Origin of the sequence: Streptomyces flaveus (assembly GCF_014647675.1) — a bacterium.
GTDB lineage: Bacteria > Actinomycetota > Actinomycetes > Streptomycetales > Streptomycetaceae > Streptomyces > Streptomyces flaveus.
Map to the genome: position 1 here is coordinate 571,324 of NZ_BMPQ01000002.1, position 24,091 is coordinate 595,414.

Genomic DNA, 24,091 nt, shown 5'->3' on the forward strand with positions numbered 1-24,091 from the left:
CATGAGTGACAAGAACCTGCTCGACCCGGGCTTCGAGCTGACCCTCCGCCCCATGCGCTACCCCGACTTCTACGAGCGCTACCGGGACGCGATCAAGAACACCTGGACCGTGGAGGAGGTGGACCTCCACTCGGATGTGACAGATCTCGCGAAACTGTCACCCGGCGAGCAGCACCTCATCGGCCGTCTCGTCGCGTTCTTCGCGACCGGCGACTCGATCGTCGCGAACAACCTGGTGCTGACGCTGTACAAGCACATCAACTCCCCCGAGGCGCGGCTCTACTTGAGCCGTCAGCTCTTCGAGGAGGCCGTGCACGTCCAGTTCTACTTGACGCTGCTCGACACCTATCTCCCCGATCCGGAGGACCGCACCGCCGCGTTCGACGCGGTCGAGAACATCCCGTCCATCCGCGCGAAGGCGGAGTTCTGCTTCAAGTGGATGGACTCGGTGGAGAAGATCGACCGGCTGGAGAGCAAGGCCGACCGCCGCCGGTTCCTCCTCAATCTCATCTGTTTCGCGGCATGCATCGAGGGCCTGTTCTTCTACGGCGCCTTCGCGTACGTCTACTGGTTCCGCAGCCGCGGCCTGCTGCACGGCCTGGCGACCGGCACCAACTGGGTTTTCCGGGACGAGACCTGCCACATGGACGCCGCGTTCGCCGTGGTGGACACCGTCCGCAAGGAGGAGCCGGATCTCTTCGACGAGGAGCTGGACCGGCGGATCACCGACATGCTCCGGGAGGCCGTCGAGGCCGAGCTGCAGTTCGCGCGCGACCTGTGCGGTGACGGTCTCCCGGGCATGAACACCGACTCGATGCGCCAGTACCTGGAGTGCGTCGCCGACCAGCGACTCGTACGCCTCGGCCTGGCGCCCGTCTACGGGGCCGAGAACCCCTTCTCCTTCATGGAGCTGCAGGGCGTTCAGGAGCTGACCAACTTCTTCGAGCGGCGGCCTTCGGCGTACCAGGTGGCGGTGGAGGGTTCGGTGGGCTTCGACGAGGACTTCTGATCCTCCGGGTGTCCCTGCTCGGCCTCCCTGAGCTGACGGTCGATGCGCCGGTCGCGCACGATGCCGATCACTGCGGGGAGGACGAGCAGGACCAGGATTCCGAGGACGGTGAGCATTCCGATCAGTGCTTCCATGTGTGTCGTTTCCATGGACACCACTGTCGCGCCGATTGCTCCTTACCGTCAGTGGCAGGACTGCCGCACACCCTCGAATTCCTGCCATCTCTCGGGCATACTGACAGGCATGCTGAAAAACGTGGCCGCAGTCCTGCTCGACGGAGTGCACCCCTTTGAACTCGGCGTCCTCTGCGAGGTGTTCGGCCTCGACCGCAGCGACGAGGGCCTGCCCGTGTACGACTTCGCGATCGTCTCCGCGGAGGGCCCGTCACTCAGCACCCATGTCCCCGGGTTCACGGTCTCCACGCCGTACGGCCTGGACCGGCTCGAAGAGGCCGACCTGATCGCCGTACCGGCCGGGAGCGACTACATCGGGCGCGAATACCCGCCCGAGATGCTCGACGCCCTGCGCCGGGCCACAGACCGCGGCGCCCGCGTGCTCAGCGTCTGCTCCGGCGTCTTCGTGCTGGGCGCGGCCGGGCTCCTCGACGGACGGCGCTGCGCGGTGCACTGGCGGCAGGCGGACGAGCTCGCTCTCCGCCATCCGCGGGCGATCGTCGAACCCGATGTGCTGTACGTCGACGAGGACCCGGTGATCACCTCGGCCGGCACCGCCTCCGGTATCGACGCCTGTCTGCACATCGTCCGCAAGGAACAGGGCACGGAGGTGGCCAACAAGATCGCCCGCCGGATGATCGTGCCTCCGCACCGGGACGGCGGCCAGGCCCAGTTCGTCGAGCGCCCGCTGCCCCTCTCCTCGTGCGACACGGTCGGCGAGGTCCTGGTGTGGATGGAGCGCCACCTCGACGAGGAGATGACCGTCGAGCAGCTCGCCGCCCGTGCGCACATGTCCCCGCGCACCTTCGCGCGCCGTTTCCAGCAGGAGACCGGCACCACGCCGTACCGCTGGATCCTGCGCCAACGGGTGCTGCTGGCCCAGCAGTTGCTGGAGGCGACGGACGAGACGATGGACGCGATCGCGGGCCGCACGGGGTTCGGTACGGCGGCGGCACTGCGGCATCAGTTCGTACGGGCGCTGGGGACCACCCCCAACGCCTACCGGCGCACGTTCAGGGGTCCGCGGGCCGAGCCCGAGGTCGCCTGAACGTGCGCCGTCCGCTGATCGGTGCGCGGTTCAGCGCGGTACGGCCTTCAGCAGCAGCCGGGTGGGCTGGAGCGTGAGGCCGATATGGGTCGAGCGGTCCGCCTCGGGCAGGAACTCGAAGCGAAACTTCGGGATCACCGTCGCCAGGATGATGGCGAGTTCGGCCATGGAGAAGTGGTCGCCGGGGCACTTGCGATTGCCCACGCTGAACGGAACGTTCGCGTACTTCGGGACGTCCTTGGCGCGTTCCGGTAGCCAGCGGTCGGGGTCGAACTCCAGATGCCGCTCGTACGACCTCGGATCGCGCTGGACGGCCATCGGGCTGTAGACGACATCCGCACCGGCCGGAATGCGGTACCCGCCGAGTTCGGTTTCGGCGAATGCCCGCCGGGTCAGTATCCACACCGCCGGGCGCAGCCGGAGTGCCTCGGTGATGACATTGTTGGTGTGCGTGAGCTTCCTGACGTCGCCGATCGTGATCGTCCGGTCACCCACGACGGATTCGACTTCTTCGCGCAGCCGCTCCGCGTGTTCCGGGTGCTCGGTGAGCAGGTCCAGGAGCCACATCAACTGGACCCCGGTCGTTTCGGTGCTTGCCGTGAGAAGCGAAATGACCTGATCGTGCAACTCCTGCTCGCTGATCGGCTCGCCATTCTCGTCCTTCGCCTCGAGCAGGGCCGACAGCAAATCGTGGCCCTCCATGGGGACGCGGCGGCGCTCGGCGATGAGTTCGTCGGCCAGTCGGTGCATTTCGGCCAGCGCGCGGTCGAATTCGCGGTGGGAGGGGAGCGGCAGCCGGTAGAACGGCCCGAACGACAGGCACATCCGCCGGAACATCCGCGTGATCACGATGTTCAGCGCGGCGTTCAGCCGGTTGGCGAGTTCGTCGATGTTCTCGGTCCTGAGCAGGCAGCGGGCCATGATGCGGACGGAGGTACGGAAGGCCTCCGCCGTGACGTCGACGGTGTCTTTGGACTCCCAGCGCTCGGCGAGGGCGCGGGCCTCCTCGACCATCACCGACTCGTACCGCTGGATCGCGTCCATGCGCAGTGGTGGCTGGATCGTCCGCCGCTGGCGCCGGTGCCGGGCACCGTTACTGGTCACGACTCCCTTGCCGAGGAGGACTTCCATGGTGTCCCACAGCGGTCCGCCGATCCCGAAGTCGGGGCTCAGGCCCAGGGCTCCGGTGTGTTCCGGACTGTTGACGGCGTACACCGTCTTCGGTCCCAGCCTGATCCGGACGATGTCGCCGTGGTCGCGCAGCCGGGTGAAGAAACCCACCGGGTCGCGCGCCATCTTCCAGCTGTGGCCGAGAACGGGCAGTGCGCCCCCGGCGAATTCGGGTTCCAGCGGCTTCGAGGCGGCCTCGGTCGCCTCGGGTTGTGCGGACTCGACGGTCATTTCTCACCTGCCGCATCATTGTTGACGTAGGGGGGTGTGGAGCGGTCGTCCCAGCTGTCGACCCGGTACCGGCCGGACTCGTGGTGGAACCAGTACACGGAACTGAACCAGTTCCGCATATTGAACAGACACGCCCTCACGGCAGCCGCTAATGCGGCGCCGCGCGCGGATCCGTTGTCGAGCCGGTCGGCGTACCGCAATACCTCCCTTTCCACGAGGAGGAATTCAGTGATGGTGCCCTGGACTCGACGCCGTACTTCCGTGATGGCCTCGTTCAGCGTCAGCCCCTCGTGGTGAATGAGGCTGATTCCGAGATTGTGGACCTCATCTCCCGCGATTTCCTTGGGGAGTGAGCACAGATCGTTGTACCAGGCGGCGAAATCCTGGCACAGAAGGGCCGCCCGCCGGTATGCGGGATTCTTCAGTACGGCGGTGGGGAGTTCGTATTCCGCGCTCGGCTCCAGCAGATCGAGCCAGATCCAGTGCGCGAACGTCAGCCGCCGCAGTACGAGATAGTCCTCGACGGTGGGCACGGTTCCCGACGTACGGTTGTGGAACTCCCGGTCGTACGCCTCGATGACCGCGTGGAAATGCCGCGCGAAGCGGGCGTTCCACCTTCTGCTCAGGTACGAGTACAGCCGCACCATGCTGTCCGCGAACCCCACGACCAGGGGGTCCCTGTGGCGCAGATAGTCCCTGGGTGAGTCGAGGGCCGCGTGCAGTTGATGTTTAAGACGTCGCCAGGCCACCGGCCTTTTGTGGATCACGTCGCGGTCGTGCCGGTCGTCCCAGACGAAGAACCACGCACTGTAGTCCGCGATCGCCTGGAGGACGTCGTCCGGGGCACCGATGTAGTAGCCGGCCATCAGGTCCGTGTAGCACAGCTCATCGGCGTAAGCCGCCACCTTGTCGGGCGGCATCAGGCGCTTTTCCAGTAGCCAGGCTCGGGTGTTCTCCTGAAGCCTGGGCCAATACGGGTGGAGTTGCCGGGGAAACTCGGTCTCGATCACCGGGAGAGTGAGCGCCGGTGGAACCGCGATCCGGGTGTGCGTTGTTGCGGTGCTCTGTGAGAAAGCAGGCACGAACAAACCCCTCTCAGCCGCCTGTTGACATATGCCCCACTCGCTCTGCTGGAGCATGTGTCGTTTGCGTATCCCCGCCCTTCCATGAAGCACCACAACCGACTGTTAGGGAACAGATCTGCTCCCCGCACTACCCCATGGTGCCGAGAACGCCCTCTTGCGTGACTTGTTTTGGTTCTATGAAGAACAAAAGGGATCGAACGTCCGACGGACACACGAACGACGCCTGGTCGGGAGGGATTCCCGACCAGGCGTCGTTCACGGGGAGATGCGCGGGCCCCAACTGTCGCTTTCTGTCCCGGTCGTTCGGCAGTCGTTCAGTCGCCGTTCACAAGGCGGTCGGCACGGGATCGGCAGCGAGCGCGCAGGGTCAGTCGTTGGCCACGACCGGGTAGCGCGGTTCGTTCTCGGCCATCTGCCGCAGCGCATCCTTGCGTTCACGCTTGGAGAGCCGGTCGATGTAGAGGTAGCCGTACAGGTGGTCCGTCTCGTGCTGGAGGCAGCGCGCGAAGTAGCCCGTGCCGCGCACCTTGATCGGGTTGCCCTTCTCGTCCTGCCCGGTGACCTCGGCGTAGTCGGGGCGGGCGAGCGGCGCGTACGCGGTCGGCACGGACAGGCAGCCTTCGCTGCCGTCGTCGAGTCGGCGCTGGTCGGCGGGCAGGTCCACCAGCTTCGGGTTGCAGACCACACCGACGTGGCGCTTGCCCTCGTCGTCCCCGCAGTCGTAGACGAAGACCTTCAGGTCGACGCCGATCTGGTTGGCGGCCAGGCCCACGCCCTCGGCGGTGCGCTGGCTGGCGAACATGTCGTCGACCAGCTTGGCCAGTTCGTCGCCGAAGTCGGTGACGTCCTTGCACTCCTTGTGCAGCACGGGGTTCCCGACGACCGTGATGGGCCGCGAGGTGCCGCGCTCGCGATACGCCGCCTCGCGCTCCTCGCAGTCCTCCGTGTCGATGACGAAGCCTTCGTCGTCCACGGGGAGCACGCCCGCGTGCTGCTGATCGGTGTCCTGCTGCGCCATGACCGACGTTTGCCTTCCTGGGATCCTCAAGAAAAAGTTCGGGTACAGCCTACGGCGATGACTGAGCGGCTTTCCGCGCCCCGCGAGGCCGCGCAGCCGTCCAGCCCTCGTAAGGTGCGCAGCCGCCTAACAGACCTCTTCCAGATCCCGCCAGTCACGGGTGTCCGGGCTGTCCGCGACCCACCCGTCCAGCAACCCCCTCACCAGCGAGGCCGGCGCAGCCAACCCGCACTCCCGCTCGGGCATCCACAGCGACCCGTCGGTGCGGTGACCGAGCGGCCCGGGATGCCCGGGCTCGCTGTGGTCGTGCGGGTCGAGATGCTCGCCGTCGCCCTCGTCGGACGGCATGCGGGACTCCGAGCACATACGGCACAGCAGCCGCACCGAGGACGACCAGTCCTCGGCGGCGAAGCCGGCGTCGGCCGCGAGCCGCTCCAGGGCGTCCCGGTCGTCCTCGGTCTCCGCTTCCAGGAGTACGACCCAGGTGGGGACCGGTGAGGGTGCCCACAGCTCGATCTCGTCGAACACGGGATACGCGTGCCCGGCAGCGGTGGTCCGCTCACCGTGCGGTACGCCGTCGTGCAGGACGACCTCGCCCCAGCGCCGCCCGGAGGACGGCAGCGGAATGGACAGCACCTCGATCCGGGCCGGGTCCAGCCGGCGCCCCCATACGACCTCGGCCTCGCCCTCGGGCGACAGCCGTACGGCCGCGCTGCCCAGCTCCATCCCGACGGGCTCTCCGGAGGCGGTGGCGCCGCCGGGCACCTTCAGCCCGTACGCCTGCCAGGCCCGGCGGGCGAGGGGCCAGTCCTGCAGGCCGGTGGCCGCGATGCCCACGTTCCACCAGTCGGGCGCCCCGGTCTCCCGGTCGAGCAGCGCCACGGCCCTGAGGCCTGCGGCTCGCGCCTGCTCCCAGTCGTGCCGGAACTTGTGCAGCAGAGCGAGGTTGAACCAGGACTCGGACAGCCAGGGCTCCAGGTCCGCCGCGCGCGTGAGCAGCGCGCCCGCGTCCTCGTACCGGCCGTCGCCGATCAGCGTGAACGCACGGTCGGTGGCCTGCCGCCATGAGGCGGAGGGCCGGTGCCGTCCCTTGCCGAAGATCCTCACGATTCCCGCCTGCCAGTTCGTCGAAGAGCGTGCAGCCTCGGGCTGGACTGTGCCCCCTGTTGTCCTCTTCCTCGCATCCAACCACGTACGGCCGGACGGGCGCTCATTACCCAGGGGTTACCCAGCCTGGACCGGGGTCAGACCGCCTGACCTCCTCTCTCCCCTCCCTCCCCCGGGTCCATGCCGGTCCGGCGGTCGACGAGGCCGCCGAGGGACGGTTCAGTGCGCCACGTCGGAGGCGAGTGCCTTGGTCAACTGTTCCACCGTGGCCGGTGACTCGCGCTGGAACGCGGCGAGATCGAGGCCGTCGTCGCCCTTGACGGTGAGCAGGGCACGGTCGCCGACGGCGACGACGATGACGTGCCCCGAACCGCAGCGGGCCACCACCTCGCGAAGCGCACCCACCCCGGCGGTTTCGGCCATGCGACGTCCCACACCGAGGGTCGCGGCGGCGAGGGCGGCGACCGACTCGGGGTGAACGGTGTCGGTGTCCGCGACGACGAGGAGGCCGTCCACGGTGGACAGGACGCTCTCGGAGACCCCCATCACCCGTTCACGCAGCGAGGCCAGAATGCCGGTCAGGGAATCGGGCGGTGGGATTTCGGTCATGGATCGTGCTCCTAGGGTTCTGGCATATGCGGCGCTGATATGTTCGATACGGGCTCGACGGAGTCAGCCGGAGGAGTCAGCCGTTGCGGTCAGTCGGAATCCGGAAGGTCGCGTAGCGCCCGGCGTACGCGCCGCAGCATTTCGATCGAGGGCGCCTCGGCGGCCAGTTCCTCGGCCGACAGCATCGACAAGAGAGCGGGCGGGAGTGCGGGCGCGACCGGGGGCGGGTTCGCGCTACAGGGTTCCGGGGGCGCGCCACGTCGGGGCAACGGTCGGCGTGCGGGCAACGGTGTCCGCACGGGTAAGGAAGCGGGTTCGGCATCCGGCGGAGGGCGGGCGTCCGTCGTGGCGCTTTCCCGCTTGTGTTCTTGCTCGTCCTTGTGTTCCTGCTCGTCCTCGTGTTCTTGGTCTTGTTCCTGCGAGGGCGCGGCGTCTTCGCGGTCCCGGGACTGTGCCGCTCGGTCGTCGTCGGTGCTCACCACCCTCCCTTCTTCTGCTGTCCGACGTCCTGTGCGGGGGACACACCGCCGGGTCTGCGCTTCGGCAGCGGCGCGGCATCGGGTGCTGCCGGTACGGGGGTGGGCGCCGGTGCGGCGGTGGTCGCGCCTGCCTGCGGCACACGAGGCGCGGTGCTCGGCCGGCCGTCGGCGGTGGTCCTGGTCTCCCACTGGACGAGGTGGAGGGCCTCCATGCGGATCAGGTCCAGCATGACCGCGTACAGTCCGCGGCCCAGCGCGAAGGCGATGTCACGTGGCGTACGACGTCCGTTGACGCTGTCCAGGACGTCCCGGTGCCGACGCGCGAGCCATCCGTCGGAGCCACGGGGCCCCGCCCCGGCGACCGGAGCGGGCCGGACACGTGTCAGCTCGCCCGGCGGCCCCCACAGACGCGACAGCAGCGTCATGCGCCGGGAGGTCTCCTCGGTCAGCTGCCGCGGCTCGACTCCCGGCTCCGCGACGAGCGCGGGCTCCCGGTCGCTCAGCTCCCAACTGCCCGGAGGGCTCAGCGCCATGGCGAACGCAGCGTCGAACACGGCTGCGGTACAGACGACTTCGAGTTCGGCGGCGCCGATCAGGCCCTCGGCCACCAGGTGTCCGGCCAGCCGGTCCGCGTCGGGCTCCGCGGCACACGCGGCCAGCCAGTCCTCGTCACCGATCCGCCCCGAGGTGAGGAGCGCCGATGTGGCGGTCGGCGCCCCCGGCGTCTCGATCGCGCCCACCAGCCCGTTCCGCAGGTGAATCGCTCCGCCCGGCAAACCGGAGACGCGCACCGTTCCGCTGAAGCCCTCTGCGCGGAGCCCCTGCAGCAGCGCGGGCACATTGCGTGCCGTGGGCGCCATCACGCCAGTACCTCCGAGGCCCGGTCGCCCAGACTGCGCAGGGCCAGTGCCATATTGACCCGGTCCCGGTCGAGGCCGGCCGCCAGGATCAGCGGATCGCCCCCCGGTCGCGCCACGGAGAACAGCACATGATGGCGTTTCGTGGTGGTGGTGACCACGCTCTCCAACTCCCCGTCGGCACCTGCCGCGCCCAGCCGTTCGGCGATGAGGGTGGCGAACTCGGAGACCTCCGGCCCGTCCCCCGCCTCGGCGATGTCTCCCGCGGTGGCGTAGGTCAGGCCGGTGACCGCGTCGACAAGAGCGACGCCGGTGACCCCCGGGGAATCGAGGAGCCGGTCCAGGGAAGCCTGGAGCGCCGTAGTCATTTCCCCCATTCGCCCTCCACCTCCCTGGGTCGCACAGTACTTTGAACGACAACTTCCATAACTCACAACAAAGTTGACCGCTTGCGACCCACAAGCACTTGCATCCGATCGTAGATGGCCGGACATCGACCGGTCAGCAGCACCGAGGAATTGGGGCAAGACCATGAACATCGACACCGCGCTCAAGGAAGCCATGGCGGTGGAGGGCGCGATCGGCATCGCCCTCGTCGACTACGAAAGCGGCATGTCGCTCGGCACGCTCGGCGGCGGCCAGGGCCTCGACCTGGAACTCGCGGCGGCGGGCAACACCGAAGTCGTACGCGCCAAGATGCGCACCCTGGCCTCACTGGCCATGGACGACGTGATCGAGGACATCCTGATCACACTGGGCAGGCAATACCACCTGGTCAGGCCGCTCACCAGCAGCAAGGGGACGCTCTTCCTCTACCTGGCACTCGACCGGTCCCGCAGCAACCTGGCGCTGGCCCGGCATGCCCTGAAGCGGATCGAGAGCGGCCTGGAGGTCTGAACAGGCCCTCGATCCGAACCCGCTGACGTACATACGCGTGGACCGTGATCCTGGTGGGATCACGGTCCACTCGTATGTACGTCACGTCTGTACGGCACGTCCGGAGATCAGGACTCCTGCGGCGTCGCCCGGGGAGAGGCCGTCACGTCGTGCTCGGGCACGGTCTCGCCGGAGCGGATCATGTCGATACGGCCCAGGACCTTCGACCGCAGATCGGTCGGCACCTCGTCATGGCCGCAGCACCGCTTGACCAGCTTCTTCACGGCCTCTTCGAGCCCGTACTTCTCCAGGCACGGCGAGCACTCCCGGAAGTGCTGCTTGTACTTGTCGCGATCGGAGGGCGGAATCTCACTGTCGAGGAACTCGTAGAGATGATCGAGTACCTCACTGCAGTCCGTCTCGTGCGGCTCTCCGCAGCTCATGACCCCGAGCCTTTCGTTCCGTCCGACTCTCCGGCGCCAGCCGGGACCAGGCCACGGTCACGGGCGTAGTCCTCGAGCATGCCGCGCAGTTGGCGGCGGCCCCGGTGCAGCCGGGACATCACCGTACCGATGGGTGTCCCCATGATGTCCGCGATCTCCTTGTACGCAAAGCCCTCGACGTCCGCCAGATAGACGGCGATGCGGAACTCCTCGGGGATCGCCTGGAGCGCTTCCTTGACGTCCGAGTCGGGCAGGTGGTCGAGCGCCTGCGACTCGGCGGAGCGCAGTCCGGTGGACATGTGCGACTCGGCGCGCGCCAGCTGCCAGTCCTCGATCTCCTCGGCCGCACTGCGCTGGGGTTCGCGCTGCTTCTTGCGGTACGAGTTGATGAAGGTGTTCGTGAGAATCCGGTACAGCCAGGCCTTGAGGTTGGTGCCCTCGCGGAACTGGTGGAAGGACGCGTAGGCCTTCGCGTACGTCTCCTGCACCAGGTCCTCGGCGTCGGCCGGATTACGCGTCATCCGCAGCGCGGCCGAGTACATCTGGTCGAGGAATTCCATGGCGTCCCGCTCGAAGCGCGCGTTGCGCTCGGCGGTCGACTCCGTACCGCTGCCCTGGCCCTCGGGCTGCTCCGCCTGGCCGTGTTCGGCCCCTGCGTCGGTCCCAGTGACCGGACCCACCTCCTCAAACGATGTAGTAGAACCGAAACCGGTCCCACTCGAATCGGAGGATAGACGACCTGCGGTCGGGGCGGCGTGCCGATTGGGTCCACCCGCTGCCCGTACGGGGACGGTCTTGGCCGCATGCAGGACGGACCAGTCCAGGTCAGTTGCACTGCTGCGGTTCGGGCAAAGGGTCGAACCCATGCGGCGGACTTCCTCTCGTACGAACGGTAAGTACTCGGTGTGAGTACTTCTGCCGCTCTCAACAGAAGCCGCTACGGCAACATTCCCGCCCCGTTACAGGGGCTTATACGAGTGACGCAAGCCACTTCACGACCTCCTCGGTGAGGATGCCCAGCGCCTGCTCCTGACCGATCTCGGCCCGCTTGGGCACGGCGAAACCGTGATCTCCGTACGGCACCTCCACAAGGTCGTACGGACCTTCCGGGAACTCCTCCGGCTTCCCGAACGGATCGTTGCCGCCCTGGACGACGAGGGTGGGCACACCGGCCCCGAGCAGCTCGTCGGCGCGCGACTTCTCCGGCTTGCCCGGCGGGTGGAGGGGGAAGCTGAGCGCGAGGACGGCGACGGCGCCCAGTTCCTTCGCCGTACGACAGGCCACACGGGCGCCCGCGCTACGGCCGCCCGCCACGACCGGCAGACCGGGCCCGGCGAGCGTCGGCCAGATCCCGCGCCAGCCCACGTCGAGCGTCTTCGGCGCGGGCGCCAGCTTCTTTCCCGCCACCCGCCAGGGCTGCTCGACGAGGGCCACGGTCACGCCGTGCGCGGGGAGCTCGGCGGCGAGGGCGCGCAGATCCCGCGCCTCGATGCCGCCGCCGGCTCCGTGGCTCACGGCGAGCACCAGCCGCGCCCGCTGCGCCCGGTGCCAGGTGAGGCGGGCCGTACCCGCGTCGGTCTCGACCGTCTCGCTGTGCGTAGTCACGTCAGACACGTCAGAAGAGTGTGCCCTCTTCGGGCGCCTCCAGCTCCTCCAGCAGCTCGGGGCCGTTGTTGCGTACGTTGCTGACCGCCGTGGAGACGGGGTAGGCGCGCATCAGACCCGGCGGGGGCGGCTCGAGCAGGGACCGCAGGTCCTCGACTTCCGTTCGGGACGGGTCGAGCCAGGAGTCCCAGCGGTCGGGGGTGAGCATCAGGGGCATACGGGGATGGATGTCGGCCAGCGTGTACGGGCCCTCGGCCGGGGCCACCGCGAGGGGCGACTTCTCCGCCTCGGTCGTGATGACGGAACAGGTCACCCACCAGGACTGCGGATGGTCGTCGGGCAGCGTCTTGTCCCGCCAGAACTCGTACAGCCCGGCCATCGCGAAGACGGAGCCGTCGGCGGGCAGCACGAAGTACGGCTGCTTGCGCGGCCGCTTCTTCTTGCCCTCGGCCTCCAGGTCGCGCTCGGCCTTGCCGGTCACCCACTCGTAGTAGCCGTCCGCAGGGATGATGCAGCGCCGGGTGGAGAAGGCCCGCCGGTACGAGGGCTTCTCGTGCACGGTCTCCGCCCGGGCGTTGATCATCCGGGCGCCGCCCTCGGGGGTTTTCGACCAGGACGGGATCAGGCCCCATTTGAGCCGGCGCAGCTGGCGAACCGGCTTGGGGTCCTCGGCGTCCTTAAGAGGACGGTCCAGTACCGCGTAGACGTCCTTGGTGGGAGCCACGTTGTAGTCGGGTTCGAACTGTTCCTCCGGCTCCCACTGCTCGACTTCAAAGATTCCTGCGAGATCCTCAGGCCTACGACTCGACGCATAACGTCCGCACATACGCCCCACCCTGCCAGACTTGGCGGATCCAAGAGGAGACCCACGCAGACAATGGACGCCATCGCAGCCACCTCCCTGGCCACCCTCTGGGACGAGGTGTTCGGCAGCCAGCCCGACCCCGACATCTGGGTGGTCGGCGCCACCATGGTCGCCGCTCTCGCCGTGATCGTCCCGCACGGCCTGTGGCGGCTCTCGCGCAACGCCATCACCATCGCCCACGAGGGCGGCCACGGCCTGGTCGCGCTGCTCACCGGCCGCAGCCTCAGCGGTATACGACTGCACTCCGACACCAGCGGCCTCACGGTCAGCCGCGGCAAGCCGACCGGCCTCGGCATGATCCTCACTGCGGCGGCCGGCTACACCGCTCCCCCGCTGCTGGGCCTCGGCGGCGCCGCGTTCCTCGCCGCGGGTCACATCACCGCGCTCCTGTGGCTGGCCACGCTGCTCCTGGTGGCGATGCTGGTGATGATCCGCAACGCGTACGGCGCGCTCACGGTGCTCCTCACCGGCGGCACGTTCGTGGCGGTGTCCTGGCTGACGGGCCCCCAGGTCCAGGCGGCGTTCGCGTACGCGGTGGTCTGGTTCCTGCTGCTTGGCGGCGTACGCCCGGCCTTCGAGCTGCAGGCGAAGCGAAGCCGGGGCGGGGCGGGCGACTCGGACGCGGACCAGCTGTCCCGGCTGACCCATGTCCCGGCCGGGATGTGGCTGTTCCTGTTCCACGCGGTGAGCCTGTGTTCCCTGATAGGCGGGGGCAGGTGGCTTCTGCAGGTCTGAAGCACGGCGCGCCCGGCGGGGGCGCGACCAGCCACAACGCTCCCGCACTCGAAGCACGGCCGACTACTAGAGTGGGGCCCATGGCCCCGAACCCCGCGAACACCGCCCTCTGGCCCGCCCCGCACGCGAGCGGAGCCGTCGACGCGACCGTCCACGTGCCCGGGTCCAAGTCGGTCACCAACCGGGCCCTGGTGCTGGCCGCCCTCGCGGCCGAGCCCGGCTGGCTGCGCCGTCCCCTGCGCTCCCGCGACACCGTGCTGATGGCCGACGCCCTGCGTGCCATGGGCGTCGGCATCGAGGAGGGCGTGGGCCCGGACGGCTCCGGCGAGGCCTGGCGTGTCATCCCCTCGGGCCTGCAGGGCCCGGCCACGGTCGACGTCGGCAACGCCGGCACGGTGATGCGCTTCCTGCCGCCGGTCGCCACGCTCGCCGACGGCCCCATCCGCTTCGACGGCGACCCGCGTTCGTACGAGCGTCCCCTGAACGGCGTGATCGACGCACTGCGCGCCCTCGGCGCCCGTATCGACGACGACGGCCGCGGCGCGCTGCCGCTGACCGTGCACGGCGGCGGGGCCCTGGAGGGCGGTCCTGTGGAGATCGACGCGTCCTCGTCCAGCCAGTTCGTGAGCGCGCTGCTGCTGTCAGGGCCGCGCTTCAACCAGGGCGTCGAGGTACGGCACACCGGCTCGACGCTGCCCTCCATGCCGCACATCCGGATGACCGTCGACATGCTGCGGTCGGTCGGCGCCCAGGTGGACACCCCGGAGTCGGGCGGCGAGCCGAACGTCTGGCGGGTCACGCCCGGCGCGCTGCTCGGCCGCGATCTGACGGTCGAGCCCGACCTGTCGAACGCCCAGCCGTTCCTGGCGGCGGCCCTGGTCACCGGCGGCCGGGTCGTCGTCCCCGACTGGCCCGCGCACACCACCCAGCCCGGTGACAGGCTGCGCGAAATCTTCACCGAGATGGGCGGTTCCTGCGAACTGACCGACCGGGGCCTGGAGTTCACCGGCTCCGGCGCGGTCCACGGCATCGACGTGGACCTCGGCGAGGTCGGCGAGCTGACCCCCGGCATCGCGGCGGTGGCGGCCCTCGCCGACTCGCCCTCCACCCTCCGGGGCGTGGCCCATCTGCGTCTGCACGAGACGGACCGCCTGGCCGCGCTCACCAAGGAGATCAACGAGCTGGGAGGCGACGTCACCGAGAGCGCCGACGGACTGCACATCCGCCCGCGTCCGCTGCACGGCGGGGTCTTCCACACGTACGACGACCACCGCATGGCCACCGCGGGCGCGATCATCGGTCTCGCCGTGCCGGACGTACAGATCGAGAACGTGGCGACGACGGCGAAGACCCTGCCGGACTTCCCCGACCTGTGGACCGGAATGCTCGGGAACTGACGGGCGGACACGGACCATGCGCCGCTACGGCAAGCACACCGACGAAGACGACATCCGCACCCGCCCGGGCCGCAAGGGCAGCAGGCCGCGTACGAACATCCGGCCCAAGCACGAGGACGCCGCCGAGGGCATGGTCCTCACCGTCGACCGGGGCCGGCTGACATGCCTCGTCGAGGACCGCGTGGTGTACGCCATGAAGGCCCGCGAACTGGGCCGCAAGGCCGCGGTCGTCGGCGACCAGGTGGCCATCGTCGGCGACCTCACCGGCAAGAAGGACACCCTGGCCCGCATCGTCCGCATCGAGCCGCGCACCTCGGTCCTGCGGCGCACCGCCGACGACGACGATCCGTACGAGCGCGTGGTCGTCGCCAACGCCGACCAGCTGGCGATCGTCACCGCCCTCGCCGACCCGGAGCCGCGCCCACGTCTGATCGACCGCTGCCTGGTGGCCGCCTACGACGGCGGACTCGACCCACTGCTCGTGCTCACCAAGTCGGACCTCGCCCCGCCGGACGAACTCCTTGAGCTGTACGGGGCGTTGGGTGTTCCGTATGTCGTGACCAGCCGTACGGAACTGGAGAGCGGGGAGGCGGTGGACCGGGTGCGCAAGCAGTTGGACGGCAAGATCACGGCCTTCGTGGGGCACTCGGGCGTCGGCAAGACGACTCTGGTCAACGCGCTCGTGGCCAAGGAGCGGCGGCGTTCGACGGGGGTCGTGAACGCGGTGACGGGCCGCGGACGGCACACGACGACGTCGGCGCTCGCGCTGCCGTTGCCGGACGACGAGGGGTGGCTGGTCGACACTCCGGGCGTACGGTCCTTCGGGCTGCACCACGTGGACCCGTCCCGGGTCATCCACGCGTTCCCCGACCTGGAGCCGGGGACCGAGGGCTGCCCGCGCGCGTGCAGCCACGACGAACCGGACTGCGCGCTGGACGAGTGGGTGGCCGACGGTCACGCGGATCCGGCCCGGCTCTACTCGCTGCGCCGGCTGCTCGCTACGCGTGAGCGGCGCGAGGGCGACTGACGGCGACTGATCGCCGGTGACCTCAGCTTTGTTTGCATCTCCGCCACGACGGTAAAGGCATAATCGCACCAAGCGGGACCCAAGCCAGACGAAGCGGTCACGGAGCGTGGGAGGGCATCACATGGCGTGGCTGCTGGTTGTCGTCGCCGGACTCTTGGAGACCGGCTTCGCGGTCTGTCTGAAGCTCTCGCACGGCTTCACCAGGCTCTGGCCGACGATCGCCTTCGCCGTCTTCGCCCTGGGCAGCTTCGGCCTCCTCACCCTCTCCCTGAAGAAGCTCGACGTCGGCCCCGCGTACGCGGTCTGGACGGGCATCGGCGCGGCCGGCACCGCGATCTACGGCATGATCTTCCTGGGCGACCTGGTCTCCACCCTGAAGATCGTCTCGATCACGCTGGTGATCGTGGGAGTGATCGGCCTGCAGCTGTCGGGCTCGTCACACTGAGCGCCCCGTAGGGGCGCTGGGCTGTATCGCGGGGGCACGACCAGCCACAACGAGCCCGCAGCTTCGAACTGCCTCAACTAACCACACGCACAGTAGCCAAGGCATCCCGGACCAGCCCCGCGGTCCCCCCCTCCCCGGCGGGAGCCAACACGCACGACAAGCCCAGCCGCACCACCAGCTCACAGGCCCGCGCCAATTCCGCCGACTCGGATTTCGTGGCCCCCGTCGCCGTAAGCACCGCGACCGCCCGGTCCCGTACCAGCTGCACGAAGTCCCCCGGCGACGGCAACGGCCCGTCGGCCCGCCGCTGAGCCGGCACAGCGGACGAGGACGGCACGGCGGACAGCGTCGGCGACGGCAGCCGATCACTCCAGCACCCGGTGAGCACGGCCCGCACCAAGGGGTTCCCGCGAGCCGCCGAAGCGGTCCACTCCGCGATCGCCGCCAACCGCTCACGCGGCTCGCCATGGCTCACCAGAGCGCGCTCCACGCCCGCGAGATACGCGTCGGCCTCGCGCCGTACAAGGGCCCGCGCGAGCCCCTCCTTGCTGCCGAACTCGTTGTAGAGGGTCTGCCGCGAGACCCCGGCCACAGCGGCCACATCGACCATCCGCACCGTGGACCACGGGCGGCGCGCAAGCGACGTATAGGCGGCATCGAGAAGAGATTCCCGGGCTGCAGGCATCGTCGCCTCCCTGGGGCGATCGGCTCTCGCTCAGAGTTGACGCGGACGGGGGCACTGTCAAGGGTTCGCGACGGCATCAAGGGGCGTACGTCGACGTCATGCGCGGACGAAGTGATCACGACTTCGGCGGGGAGGTCCTGTAGCGACCACCCGGACGGTATGGCCCCGGGCCGAACGGGGCAGATACGGTGCGGGCATGCCCGACTATCGCGATGACCTGCGCCTTGCCCATGTCCTGGCGGACGCCGCCGACGCCGCGACCATGGACCGCTTCAAGGCGCTCGACCTCAAGGTCGAGACCAAGCCGGACCTGACGCCGGTGAGCGAGGCCGACAAGTCCGCCGAGGAGCTGATCCGCGGCCACCTGCAGCGGGCCCGGCCGCGGGACGCGGTCCTCGGTGAGGAGTACGGCGTCGAGGGCACCGGCCCGCGCCGCTGGGTGATCGATCCGATCGACGGCACGAAGAACTACGTACGCGGGGTGCCGGTGTGGGCGACCCTGATCGCCCTGATGGAGGCGAGTGAAGGCGGTTACCAGCCGGTCGTCGGCGTCGTTTCGGCGCCCGCGCTCGGCCGCCGCTGGTGGGCCGCGAAGGGGCATGGCGCGTTCAGCGGGCGCAGCCTGTCCTCGGCGACCCGGCTGCATGTCTCGCGGGTCTCGCGCATATCGGACGCGTCCTTCGCGTACTCCTCGCTGGGCGGCTGGGAGGAGCGGAGCCTGCTGGACGGCTTCCTGGACCTGACCCGCGAGGTGTGGCGCACGCGCGCGTACGGCGACTTCTGGCCGTACATGATGGTCGCCGAGGGCTCGGTCGACATCTGCGCGGAGCCCGAGCTGTCGCTGTGGGACATGGCGGCGAACGCGATCATCGTGACCGAGGCGGGCGGCAGCTTCACCGGCCTCGACGGCCGCCCGGGCCCGCACAGCGGCAACGCCGCCGCGTCGAACGGCCTCCTCCACGACGAGCTGCTGGGCTACCTGAACCACCGCTACTGAGACATCCGGGGCGCTAACCGGAAGACAGCGCGCCCCAAAGCGTCCCCACGCGCCCTCTTGTTGACCCACCGTTTAACTGCGACTCTGAGAGTCCCCACACTTGTGAACTTGTGAATCCGTTAACGAACGGATTCGTAGGAGGTGGCTCCGTCCATGCTCGTCCGCGACGCCATGAGCACGGTGGTCCTCACCATCGGGCCCGATCACACCCTCCGGCAGGCCGCCGCGCTGATGTCCGCACGCCGCATCGGCGCGGCCGTCGTCCTCGACCCCGACGGCACCGGGCTCGGCATCCTCACCGAGCGCGACATCCTCAACTCCGTCGGCCTGGGCCAGAGCCCGGACGCCGAGCGGGCACACGCCCACACCACCACCGACGTCGTGTTCGCCGCGCCGTCCTGGACGCTGGAGGAGGCGGCGCACGCCATGGCGCACGGCGGCTTCCGGCATCTGATCGTCCTCGACCACGACGAGCCCATCGGCATCGTCTCGGTCCGCGACATCATCCGCTGCTGGGCCCCGCTGCGGCAGCACGCACCGGCCTGAGCGGCAGACCGGGCCGGACCCGCGCCCCGACCTGTGCAGGGGTCCGGCCCGATCGCGCCGCCACTCTGGGCCACCCTGGGCCACTCTGAATAAAGTCCAAGTCGAGTAGTGCTCCAAAATCACACCCGTTCGGGATTGGCTTCACCTGCTGTTAGACTGCGCCTTATGAGCGACCTGTTGGAACGACTGCGCGGACGCGGCTGGCGTATGACCGCGCAGCGGCGCGTCGTGGCCGAGGTCCTCGACGGCGACCATGTCCACCTGACGGCCGACGAGGTCCATTCCCGCGCCGTCGCCAAGCTGCCCGAGATCTCCCGCGCGACCGTCTACAACACGCTGGGTGAGCTGGTCTCGCTCGGCGAGGTGATGGAAGTCGCCACGGACAAGCGCGCCAAGCGGTACGACCCGAACGCACACCGTCCGCACCACCACCTGGTCTGCGCCCAGTGCGGCGCGATCCGCGACGTCCACCCGAGCGGCAATCCCCTCGCCGACCTCCCCGACTCCGAGCGCTTCGGCTTCTCCGTCTCGGCGGTCGAGGTGACGTACCGGGGAGTGTGCCCGAACTGCGCGGCGGCCTGATCCGCAGGTACGACCCCTTCAAGCCCCGGCACCCAAGACCTTGGGAGCCGGGGCTTTCTGCTGCGCGCGGACTTCCCGAATCTGACGGGTCGTCATATCGTCGACGGCGCCCACCAGTCCGTACCGCACTCCGCGAGGAGACACCGTGGGAGAGCCGCACCCGAAACTCCAAGCCACTGATCTGAGCCGGACCTTCGGCCGGGGCCCCGGCGCCGTGGACGCCCTGGGCCCGCTGGACCTGACCGTCACTCCCGGCGAGTTCGTCTGCATCGTCGGCCCGTCCGGCTGCGGAAAGTCCACGCTCCTGCGGATCGCCTCAGGCCTGTTGCGCCCCAGCACGGGCGAGTTGGCGATCCGCACCACCAGCCCCCGCCCGGCCGCCATGATCTTCCAGGACTACGGCATCTACGACTGGAAGACCGTCCTCGCGAACGTCCGCTTCGGCCTGGACATCCAGCGCCTGCCGCGCCGCGAGGCGAACGCCCGGGCCCGCGACTGGCTCGCGCGCCTGGGCCTCGCGGACTTCGCCTCCGCGTACCCCGCCACGCTCTCCGGCGGGATGCGCCAGCGCGTGGCGATCGCCCGCGCGTTGGCCGTGGAGCCCGAAATCCTGCTGATGGACGAGCCGTTCGCCGCGCTCGACGCCCAGTTGCGCATGATCCTCCAGGACGAGCTCCTGGAGCTCACCCAGACGACCCGCACGACGACCCTCTTCATCACGCACAGTCTGGAGGAGGCGATCGTCCTCGGCGACCGCGTCCTGGTGATGTCCGCGCGCCCGGGCCGCTTCATCGCCGAACGCCGCCCGCCGTTCCCGCGCCCGCGCTCCGGCGAGGTCCGCTCGGCCCCCGAATTCACCGCCCTGAAGAGCGAGTTGTGGCAGCTGCTGCGCCCGGAGGCGGTGCCTGCATGAACACGGCCGTACGCAAGGAATGTACCGATTCGACCGCCGTACTGGTCCGCCGCCCGGGCCCACGGGAGCTGCACCCCGAACGCACCCATCGCAGGCGCCGCGCCCTGGAGCTGTCCCTCGCTCTCGCCGTGCCCCTGGTGCTGGTCCTGCTGTGGCAACTGGCGGCCGCCCAGGCCTGGATCGACGACCGCGTCTACCCGGCGCCCACCACGATCCTGGCCGACGGCTGGGACCGTGCGGCGGCCGGCGACCTGTGGCCGGACGTGTGGGCCACCCTCAAGCGCGTACTGGCCGGGTACGCGATCGGTACGGCCTCGGGCTATGCGCTGGGCCTGCTGATGGGCTCGCTCTCGCTCGTACGCGCGGCACTCGAGCCGCTTCTGGACGCGCTGTACGTCGTACCGAAGCTCGCGCTGCTGCCGATCTTCCTGAACATGTTCGGGCTCGGCGAGGGCCCGCAGGTGGCGCTGGTGGCGGCCACCGTCTTCTTCTTCGTGTGGATCTCCACGATGTCGGCCGTGATGTCGATACCGGCCGGGTATCGCGACGCGGGACAGGTCTTCGGGGCCTCGTCCTGGCAGATGTTCCGGCATGTGCTGCTGCCGGCCTCGCTGCCGGCGGTGCTGGTGGGCGCGCGGATCGCGGCGGGGGTGGCGGTGCTGGTCATCGTCGCCTCGGAGCAGATCGCCGCGGCGAACGGCCTGGGCCATCTGATCTTCGACTCGCGGGCGCTCTTCCAGAACGACGTGATGTTCGTCGGGATCGTCTGCGTCGCCGTACTCGGCGTCGTGTTTTCCGAACTGGTGCGGATTCTGGGGCGGTTGCTCACCCCGTGGGCGCCGCGCGACCGGGGACGGGGGCAGTCATGAGGCGTTTCAGGCATTTCGCATGCAGTGCCGTGCTGGCTGCGGGTGCGCTGCTGGTTTCGGCGGGGTGTGCCGCCCAGGAGTCCGGGGAGGGTGCGGGGGCGTCCGAGCCGCGCACCATCAAGGCGGTGTCCGGCTGCGGGGAGGGGAGCTGGACGGATCCGGCCGACCTGGCGGCGGACCGTGCCCCCGCGCGCTGCGCCGAGGGCACCCCGGCCCCACAGCCTCTGACCGAGCGCCGGAAGCTGACGATCGCGACAGGCACGCTCAGTGCGGAGTACGTGGCTCCGCTTCAAGTGGCCGTGGCGAAGGGCGAGTTCAAGAAGGAGGGCCTCGACGTCACGCTGAAGGTGCTGCCGACGCCGGACGCGCTGCCGCTGCTCGCGAAGGGCGACGTCGACGCCCAGTGGGCCGCTCCCGAGGCCGCCGTGATCAACGGCGTCAACAGCGGCTTCGACATCAAGTGGGTCGCCGGGAACTTCTCGCCCGACCCGAAGTCGAAGAGCGGCCTGTGGGTGCGGCTGAAGGACGGCGAGAGCGCGTCGCACGTCCCCATGGCCGACCGCAAGCTCGGCACGATGATCGGCAAGGGGTCGGTCATCGCGTACCCGATGAACCAGGCCCTGAAGAAGCACGGCGGCGGCCTCGACAAGGTCCAGTTCCAGGCGCTCGGCTCGGCCGATGTCCTCACCGCTCTGCAGAACGGCGGCGTCGACTCCGCCTGGCTCCTCGACCCGGTCTGGCGCAAGGTCGACGGCGACGACCGCTACGCCTTCCTCGGCGGCCAGCCCGCGGGCGAACCGCTGGGCGGCATGCTGTTCGGCCCGAACCTGCTGAAGGACGACGTGGACGCGGGGGTCGCGCTGCTGCGGGCGTACATCCGCACGATCAACACGTACTTCGCCGGCGACTACAAGAAGGACCCGGCCTTCGTGGCCGAGCTGGCCAAGCTCATGAAGACGGACCGTACGGTCCTGGAGTCGACGCCCTCCCTCCGCATGGACTGGGAGATCCGCGCGGGGACGACGAACCGCCTCCAGTCCGCGTACCGCGCGGCGGGCGTCTCGGAGGGCGACCCGCTCCCGGAGTCCCGACTGGTGGACCGTGCGCTGTACGGGGAGGCGGTGGGCCACCGGCCGTGAACACACCCGGTCGCAGACGCGCCATCGCAAACACACCGGAGGGCCGGAACCCTTTCGGATTCCGGCCCTCCGGCCTTCAGTAGCGGGGACAGGATTTGAACCTGCGACCTCTGGGTTATGAGCCCAGCGAGCTACCGAGCTGCTCCACCCCGCGGCGATGAACTGAACACTACGTCAACAGCGTCGACCAGCGCAAATCGCTTTACGGGCGGCCTGTGAGCGGCCGGTTCGCCGGGTCTGTGGGCAGGCGATACCTCCAGACCCGGCGCCCCTGGCAGGCCTCTCAAGCGGACAGTTCGTCCTTCAGCGCATCCCGCAGTCGGGCCGCCCGCTCGGAAACTTCATCGGGCCCCAGGGCGACCGCCCGGTCCGCCCACCGCTGGCCCTCCGCAAGCTCGCCCCGACGCGCGTAGACGAGGGCAAGCCGCAAAGCCGCCCGCCCATGCCCCGCATCGGCGGCCCGGGTCCACCACAGAGCGGCCTCCGGCTCGCTGCCCTCCCGGGCGAGCAGCAGACCGAGGTTGAACGCCCCGTTCCGAGACCCCGCCTCCGCGGCCTCCCGGTACCACCGGGCCGCCTCGACGACGTCCCCGCGGGCGGACGCCAGCATTCCGACCCGCACCTGTGCCCGCCGATGCCCCTGGTAGGCAGCCCGCTCGTACCACTCCTCGCACTCGCTCTTCTCGGTGGCCGGCTCCCCCAGTTCATGTGCGGACGCGGGCGGCCGTCGGGCGTCGAGCACGGCGGCCAGCCGGTACGCCGCCTCCGGGCTGCCCCCGCCGGCGGCGCAGCGCAGATGCCGCTCGGCCTCCTGCTCGTCCCCGTCCCGCAACTGCGCGATCCCGACCTGGAGCGCGGCCTCGGTGTGCCCGGCGGCAGCGGCCCGCTCGTACCACCTGAGCGCCGCGGCGTCCTCGCCCCGGCCCGCGTGCAGGATCCCGAGGTTGAACGCGGCGTCGACGCTGCCGGCCTCCGCGGCCTTGGAGAACCAGGGCTCGGCCCCGGCCGCGTCGCCGACCTGGAGCAGCAGGATCGCCAGCGCGTTGGCGGCCTCGCGGTGTCCCGCGTACGCCGCACGCCGGTACCACTGCTCGGCCTGCCCGGTCCGCCCCTGCTCGACGCAGAGCAGCGCGAGGTTGTACGCGCCGTTCACATCGCCGGCGTCCATGGCGGCCCGGTACCAGCGCTCGGCGGTCTGCGTCTCGCCGCGCCCGGCGTGCAGCGCGCCCAGGGCGTTGGCGGCGTTCCCGTCGCCGTCCTGGGCAGCGCGCAGCCACCACACGGCGGCGCTCTCGGTGTCGCCCGCGTCCCGCAGCAGGAACCCGAGCGCGCAGGCGGCGCGTGCCTCGCCGTCCTTGGCGGACGTCAGATACCAGCGCCCGGCCTCCTTCAGCTTCCCGCGCTTCTCCAGGATGACTCCGAGGTGCAGCGCGGCCCTGCGGTGTCCGCGCGCGGCGGCCTGCCGGTACCACTGCTCGGCCTCGGCCATCAGGGACAGCCCGGCGCTCCTGTCGGCTCTGTCGGCGCCGCCCTGTTCCGTGGACTGTGCGGAGGGTTGTGCGGGCACTGTGGGCTCGCCGGCGGCAGCCCGCCGGTCCAGCGCGCGGGCGAGCCGGTACGCCGCCTCGCGGTGCCCCCGCTCGGCGGCGGCCCGCATCCACTTCTCGGCAGCGGCGTCACCGCGGTGCTCGAGGAGGTCGGCGAGCGCGTACGCACCGAGGGTGTGGCCCTGCTCGGCGGACTGGCGCAGCCAGTACTCGGCGGCGGGCTCGTCCCCGCGCTCACGGTGGTGGCGGCCGAGCGCGTGTGCGGCGGCGGCCGATCCGGCGACGGCGGCGATCCGCCACCAGCCGGCGGCCTCGTCGGCGTATCCGCGCTGATGCAGGAGGACACCCAGGTTGTTGGCGGCGGCACGGTCACCACCAGCGGTGGCAGCACGCAGCTGAGGCTCGGCTCCGTCGAGATCGCCGCGGCGCAGCAGCAGGCTTCCGAGGACGCTCATCGCCTCGACGTCGCCGGCTTCGGCGGCGAGCCGATGGCGTGCCTCCTCCGCAGCCTCGCCGGTCTCGTCCCGGTCGGAGGGCTGCACAAATCGCCCTGTCTCCAACAGAGTTGCCTTGTCCCCCATAACGTCCATCGTCGCACCACCTGCAACCTGGGTACACCTGGTATACCGCAGCC

27 protein-coding genes and 1 tRNA gene are annotated in these 24,091 nt (G+C 69.7%); 13 read left to right on the forward strand and 15 right to left on the reverse strand.

The genetic code is table 11. The annotated features are described in order from the left end of the window. Nucleotide 1: 1 nt before the first annotated feature. Nucleotides 2-1,009, forward strand: coding sequence for a ribonucleotide-diphosphate reductase subunit beta (locus tag IEZ21_RS05870; protein WP_189320774.1), 1,008 nt, complete (start codon nt 2-4; stop codon nt 1,007-1,009). Here IEZ21_RS05870 and IEZ21_RS05875 read toward each other — a convergent pair. Then, complete coding sequence (locus IEZ21_RS05875) at nt 922-1,158, reverse strand: hypothetical protein (RefSeq protein ID WP_189320775.1); 237 nt, start codon at nt 1,156-1,158, stop codon at nt 922-924. The two genes, IEZ21_RS05870 and IEZ21_RS05875, sit on opposite strands and share 88 nt — an antisense overlap. A 94-nt stretch (nt 1,159-1,252) precedes the next feature. Here IEZ21_RS05875 and IEZ21_RS05880 point away from each other — a divergent pair, with 94 nt between their 5' ends. After that, complete coding sequence (locus IEZ21_RS05880; protein WP_189320776.1) at nt 1,253-2,230, forward strand: GlxA family transcriptional regulator; 978 nt, start codon at nt 1,253-1,255, stop codon at nt 2,228-2,230. A gap of 30 nt (nt 2,231-2,260) precedes the next feature. Here the strand turns inward: IEZ21_RS05880 and IEZ21_RS05885 are convergent, their stop codons facing one another. The 7 genes from IEZ21_RS05885 to IEZ21_RS05920 form a co-directional block, all read right to left on the reverse strand. Then, nucleotides 2,261-3,631 carry a bifunctional albaflavenone monooxygenase/terpene synthase gene (locus IEZ21_RS05885; RefSeq protein ID WP_189320777.1) on the reverse strand — a complete coding sequence of 457 codons (1,371 nt, stop codon included), beginning with the start codon at nt 3,629-3,631 and terminating at the stop codon, nt 2,261-2,263. Beyond that, nucleotides 3,628-4,713, reverse strand: a complete 1,086-nt coding sequence (gene cyc1 / locus IEZ21_RS05890) for an epi-isozizaene synthase (RefSeq protein ID WP_189320778.1) — start codon at nt 4,711-4,713, stop codon at nt 3,628-3,630. Before cyc1 ends, IEZ21_RS05885 begins: the two co-directional genes overlap by 4 nt. Nucleotides 4,714-5,083: 370 nt before the next feature. Continuing rightward, complete coding sequence (gene def / locus IEZ21_RS05895; RefSeq protein ID WP_189320779.1) at nt 5,084-5,734, reverse strand: peptide deformylase; 651 nt, start codon at nt 5,732-5,734, stop codon at nt 5,084-5,086. Nucleotides 5,735-5,860: 126 nt separating this feature from the next. Further along, on the reverse strand, nt 5,861-6,841 hold the full coding sequence (locus IEZ21_RS05900; protein ID WP_033320035.1) for a tetratricopeptide repeat protein: 981 nt from the start codon (nt 6,839-6,841) through the stop codon (nt 5,861-5,863). A 219-nt stretch (nt 6,842-7,060) separates the two neighbouring features. Then, entirely contained in the window at nt 7,061-7,450 is a 390-nt protein-coding gene (locus IEZ21_RS05905) for a roadblock/LC7 domain-containing protein (protein ID WP_189320780.1), read from the reverse strand. A gap of 475 nt (nt 7,451-7,925) precedes the next feature. Further along, nucleotides 7,926-8,792 carry a DUF4388 domain-containing protein gene (locus IEZ21_RS05915; protein ID WP_189320781.1) on the reverse strand — a complete coding sequence of 289 codons (867 nt, stop codon included), beginning with the start codon at nt 8,790-8,792 and terminating at the stop codon, nt 7,926-7,928. After that, nucleotides 8,789-9,163 (reverse strand): hypothetical protein, encoded by a 375-nt coding sequence (locus tag IEZ21_RS05920; RefSeq protein ID WP_246567298.1) that lies wholly within the window; start codon nt 9,161-9,163, stop codon nt 8,789-8,791. Before IEZ21_RS05920 ends, IEZ21_RS05915 begins: the two co-directional genes overlap by 4 nt. Before the next feature lie 154 nt (nt 9,164-9,317). Between IEZ21_RS05920 and IEZ21_RS05925 the strand changes: the two genes are divergently transcribed. Beyond that, the gene (locus IEZ21_RS05925; protein WP_189320782.1) at nt 9,318-9,683 is read left to right on the forward strand and encodes a hypothetical protein; all 366 of its coding nucleotides are present in this window, start codon (nt 9,318-9,320) and stop codon (nt 9,681-9,683) included. 107 nt (nt 9,684-9,790) lie between these two features. On the opposite strand, the gene rsrA is transcribed toward IEZ21_RS05925, so the two are convergent. The 4 genes from rsrA to IEZ21_RS05945 all read right to left on the reverse strand — a co-directional run bounded on the left by rsrA (nt 9,791) and on the right by IEZ21_RS05945 (nt 12,536). After that, nucleotides 9,791-10,105, reverse strand: coding sequence for a mycothiol system anti-sigma-R factor (rsrA, locus tag IEZ21_RS05930; RefSeq protein WP_189320783.1), 315 nt, complete (start codon nt 10,103-10,105; stop codon nt 9,791-9,793). Then, nucleotides 10,102-10,785, reverse strand: a complete 684-nt coding sequence (gene sigR / locus IEZ21_RS05935; RefSeq protein ID WP_033320030.1) for an RNA polymerase sigma factor SigR — start codon at nt 10,783-10,785, stop codon at nt 10,102-10,104. The genes rsrA and sigR overlap by 4 nt, the downstream gene beginning before the upstream one ends. A 289-nt stretch (nt 10,786-11,074) precedes the next feature. Then, a complete protein-coding gene (locus tag IEZ21_RS05940) occupies nt 11,075-11,719 on the reverse strand; it encodes an alpha/beta hydrolase family protein (RefSeq protein WP_189320784.1) in 645 nt (214 codons plus the stop codon). 1 nt (nt 11,720) lies between these two features. Further along, the gene (locus IEZ21_RS05945; protein ID WP_189320785.1) at nt 11,721-12,536 is read right to left on the reverse strand and encodes an SOS response-associated peptidase; all 816 of its coding nucleotides are present in this window, start codon (nt 12,534-12,536) and stop codon (nt 11,721-11,723) included. A gap of 51 nt (nt 12,537-12,587) precedes the next feature. Here IEZ21_RS05945 and IEZ21_RS05950 point away from each other — a divergent pair, with 51 nt between their 5' ends. The 4 genes from IEZ21_RS05950 (at nt 12,588) to IEZ21_RS05965 (ending at nt 16,179) form a co-directional block, all read left to right on the forward strand. Continuing rightward, nucleotides 12,588-13,310 carry a M50 family metallopeptidase gene (locus tag IEZ21_RS05950; RefSeq protein WP_189320786.1) on the forward strand — a complete coding sequence of 241 codons (723 nt, stop codon included), beginning with the start codon at nt 12,588-12,590 and terminating at the stop codon, nt 13,308-13,310. Between the two features lie 80 nt (nt 13,311-13,390). After that, nucleotides 13,391-14,707: a 3-phosphoshikimate 1-carboxyvinyltransferase gene (gene aroA, locus IEZ21_RS05955; RefSeq protein ID WP_189320787.1), complete on the forward strand. Its 1,317-nt coding sequence runs from the start codon at nt 13,391-13,393 to the stop codon at nt 14,705-14,707. 16 nt (nt 14,708-14,723) lie between these two features. After that, nucleotides 14,724-15,734 carry a ribosome small subunit-dependent GTPase A gene (gene rsgA, locus IEZ21_RS05960; RefSeq protein WP_033320025.1) on the forward strand — a complete coding sequence of 337 codons (1,011 nt, stop codon included), beginning with the start codon at nt 14,724-14,726 and terminating at the stop codon, nt 15,732-15,734. A gap of 121 nt (nt 15,735-15,855) precedes the next feature. Next, nucleotides 15,856-16,179 carry a DMT family transporter gene (locus IEZ21_RS05965; RefSeq protein ID WP_033320024.1) on the forward strand — a complete coding sequence of 108 codons (324 nt, stop codon included), beginning with the start codon at nt 15,856-15,858 and terminating at the stop codon, nt 16,177-16,179. Between the two features lie 73 nt (nt 16,180-16,252). On the opposite strand, the gene IEZ21_RS05970 is transcribed toward IEZ21_RS05965, so the two are convergent. Next, complete coding sequence (locus IEZ21_RS05970) at nt 16,253-16,864, reverse strand: TetR/AcrR family transcriptional regulator (RefSeq protein ID WP_189320788.1); 612 nt, start codon at nt 16,862-16,864, stop codon at nt 16,253-16,255. 196 nt (nt 16,865-17,060) lie between these two features. On the opposite strand from IEZ21_RS05970, the gene hisN reads away from it, so the two are divergent. The 6 genes from hisN (at nt 17,061) to IEZ21_RS06000 (ending at nt 21,910) form a co-directional block, all read left to right on the forward strand. Next, nucleotides 17,061-17,861 carry a histidinol-phosphatase gene (gene hisN, locus IEZ21_RS05975; RefSeq protein ID WP_189320789.1) on the forward strand — a complete coding sequence of 267 codons (801 nt, stop codon included), beginning with the start codon at nt 17,061-17,063 and terminating at the stop codon, nt 17,859-17,861. Between the two features lie 153 nt (nt 17,862-18,014). Beyond that, complete coding sequence (locus IEZ21_RS05980) at nt 18,015-18,407, forward strand: CBS domain-containing protein (RefSeq protein WP_033320021.1); 393 nt, start codon at nt 18,015-18,017, stop codon at nt 18,405-18,407. Between the two features lie 165 nt (nt 18,408-18,572). Further along, nucleotides 18,573-18,989, forward strand: a complete 417-nt coding sequence (locus IEZ21_RS05985) for a Fur family transcriptional regulator (protein WP_189320790.1) — start codon at nt 18,573-18,575, stop codon at nt 18,987-18,989. A 145-nt stretch (nt 18,990-19,134) separates the two neighbouring features. After that, nucleotides 19,135-19,902 (forward strand): ABC transporter ATP-binding protein, encoded by a 768-nt coding sequence (locus IEZ21_RS05990; RefSeq protein ID WP_189320791.1) that lies wholly within the window; start codon nt 19,135-19,137, stop codon nt 19,900-19,902. Beyond that, nucleotides 19,899-20,771, forward strand: a complete 873-nt coding sequence (locus IEZ21_RS05995; protein ID WP_189320792.1) for an ABC transporter permease — start codon at nt 19,899-19,901, stop codon at nt 20,769-20,771. Before IEZ21_RS05990 ends, IEZ21_RS05995 begins: the two co-directional genes overlap by 4 nt. Further along, complete coding sequence (locus tag IEZ21_RS06000; RefSeq protein ID WP_189320793.1) at nt 20,768-21,910, forward strand: ABC transporter substrate-binding protein; 1,143 nt, start codon at nt 20,768-20,770, stop codon at nt 21,908-21,910. Before IEZ21_RS05995 ends, IEZ21_RS06000 begins: the two co-directional genes overlap by 4 nt. Before the next feature lie 80 nt (nt 21,911-21,990). On the opposite strand, the gene IEZ21_RS06005 is transcribed toward IEZ21_RS06000, so the two are convergent. Then, nucleotides 21,991-22,064, reverse strand: a tRNA-Met gene (locus tag IEZ21_RS06005). A 129-nt stretch (nt 22,065-22,193) separates the two neighbouring features. Then, complete coding sequence (locus IEZ21_RS06010; protein ID WP_189320794.1) at nt 22,194-24,047, reverse strand: tetratricopeptide repeat protein; 1,854 nt, start codon at nt 24,045-24,047, stop codon at nt 22,194-22,196. Nucleotides 24,048-24,091: the final 44 nt, after the last annotated feature.

Bases quoted from the DNA above. Each gene is read 5' to 3' on its own strand.
- IEZ21_RS05970 (WP_189320788.1), bottom strand. From the start codon at position 16,864: ATGCCTGCAGCCCGGGAATCTCTTCTCGATGCCGCCTATACGTCGCTT.
- def (WP_189320779.1), bottom strand. From the start codon at position 5,734: ATGGCGCAGCAGGACACCGATCAGCAGCACGCGGGCGTGCTCCCCGTG.
- IEZ21_RS05885 (WP_189320777.1), bottom strand. From the start codon at position 3,631: ATGACCGTCGAGTCCGCACAACCCGAGGCGACCGAGGCCGCCTCGAAG.
- IEZ21_RS05945 (WP_189320785.1), bottom strand. From the start codon at position 12,536: ATGTGCGGACGTTATGCGTCGAGTCGTAGGCCTGAGGATCTCGCAGGA.
- aroA (WP_189320787.1), top strand. From the start codon at position 13,391: ATGGCCCCGAACCCCGCGAACACCGCCCTCTGGCCCGCCCCGCACGCG.
- IEZ21_RS05880 (WP_189320776.1), top strand. From the start codon at position 1,253: ATGCTGAAAAACGTGGCCGCAGTCCTGCTCGACGGAGTGCACCCCTTT.
- IEZ21_RS05980 (WP_033320021.1), top strand. From the start codon at position 18,015: ATGCTCGTCCGCGACGCCATGAGCACGGTGGTCCTCACCATCGGGCCC.
- IEZ21_RS05905 (WP_189320780.1), bottom strand. From the start codon at position 7,450: ATGACCGAAATCCCACCGCCCGATTCCCTGACCGGCATTCTGGCCTCG.
- hisN (WP_189320789.1), top strand. From the start codon at position 17,061: ATGCCCGACTATCGCGATGACCTGCGCCTTGCCCATGTCCTGGCGGAC.
- IEZ21_RS06000 (WP_189320793.1), top strand. From the start codon at position 20,768: ATGAGGCGTTTCAGGCATTTCGCATGCAGTGCCGTGCTGGCTGCGGGT.
- IEZ21_RS05875 (WP_189320775.1), bottom strand. From the start codon at position 1,158: ATGGAAACGACACACATGGAAGCACTGATCGGAATGCTCACCGTCCTC.
- IEZ21_RS05925 (WP_189320782.1), top strand. From the start codon at position 9,318: ATGAACATCGACACCGCGCTCAAGGAAGCCATGGCGGTGGAGGGCGCG.
- IEZ21_RS05870 (WP_189320774.1), top strand. From the start codon at position 2: ATGAGTGACAAGAACCTGCTCGACCCGGGCTTCGAGCTGACCCTCCGC.
- rsrA (WP_189320783.1), bottom strand. From the start codon at position 10,105: ATGAGCTGCGGAGAGCCGCACGAGACGGACTGCAGTGAGGTACTCGAT.
- rsgA (WP_033320025.1), top strand. From the start codon at position 14,724: ATGCGCCGCTACGGCAAGCACACCGACGAAGACGACATCCGCACCCGC.
- IEZ21_RS05995 (WP_189320792.1), top strand. From the start codon at position 19,899: ATGAACACGGCCGTACGCAAGGAATGTACCGATTCGACCGCCGTACTG.
- IEZ21_RS05985 (WP_189320790.1), top strand. From the start codon at position 18,573: ATGAGCGACCTGTTGGAACGACTGCGCGGACGCGGCTGGCGTATGACC.
- IEZ21_RS05920 (WP_246567298.1), bottom strand. From the start codon at position 9,163: ATGGGGGAAATGACTACGGCGCTCCAGGCTTCCCTGGACCGGCTCCTC.
- IEZ21_RS05950 (WP_189320786.1), top strand. From the start codon at position 12,588: ATGGACGCCATCGCAGCCACCTCCCTGGCCACCCTCTGGGACGAGGTG.
- IEZ21_RS05965 (WP_033320024.1), top strand. From the start codon at position 15,856: ATGGCGTGGCTGCTGGTTGTCGTCGCCGGACTCTTGGAGACCGGCTTC.
- IEZ21_RS06010 (WP_189320794.1), bottom strand. From the start codon at position 24,047: ATGGACGTTATGGGGGACAAGGCAACTCTGTTGGAGACAGGGCGATTT.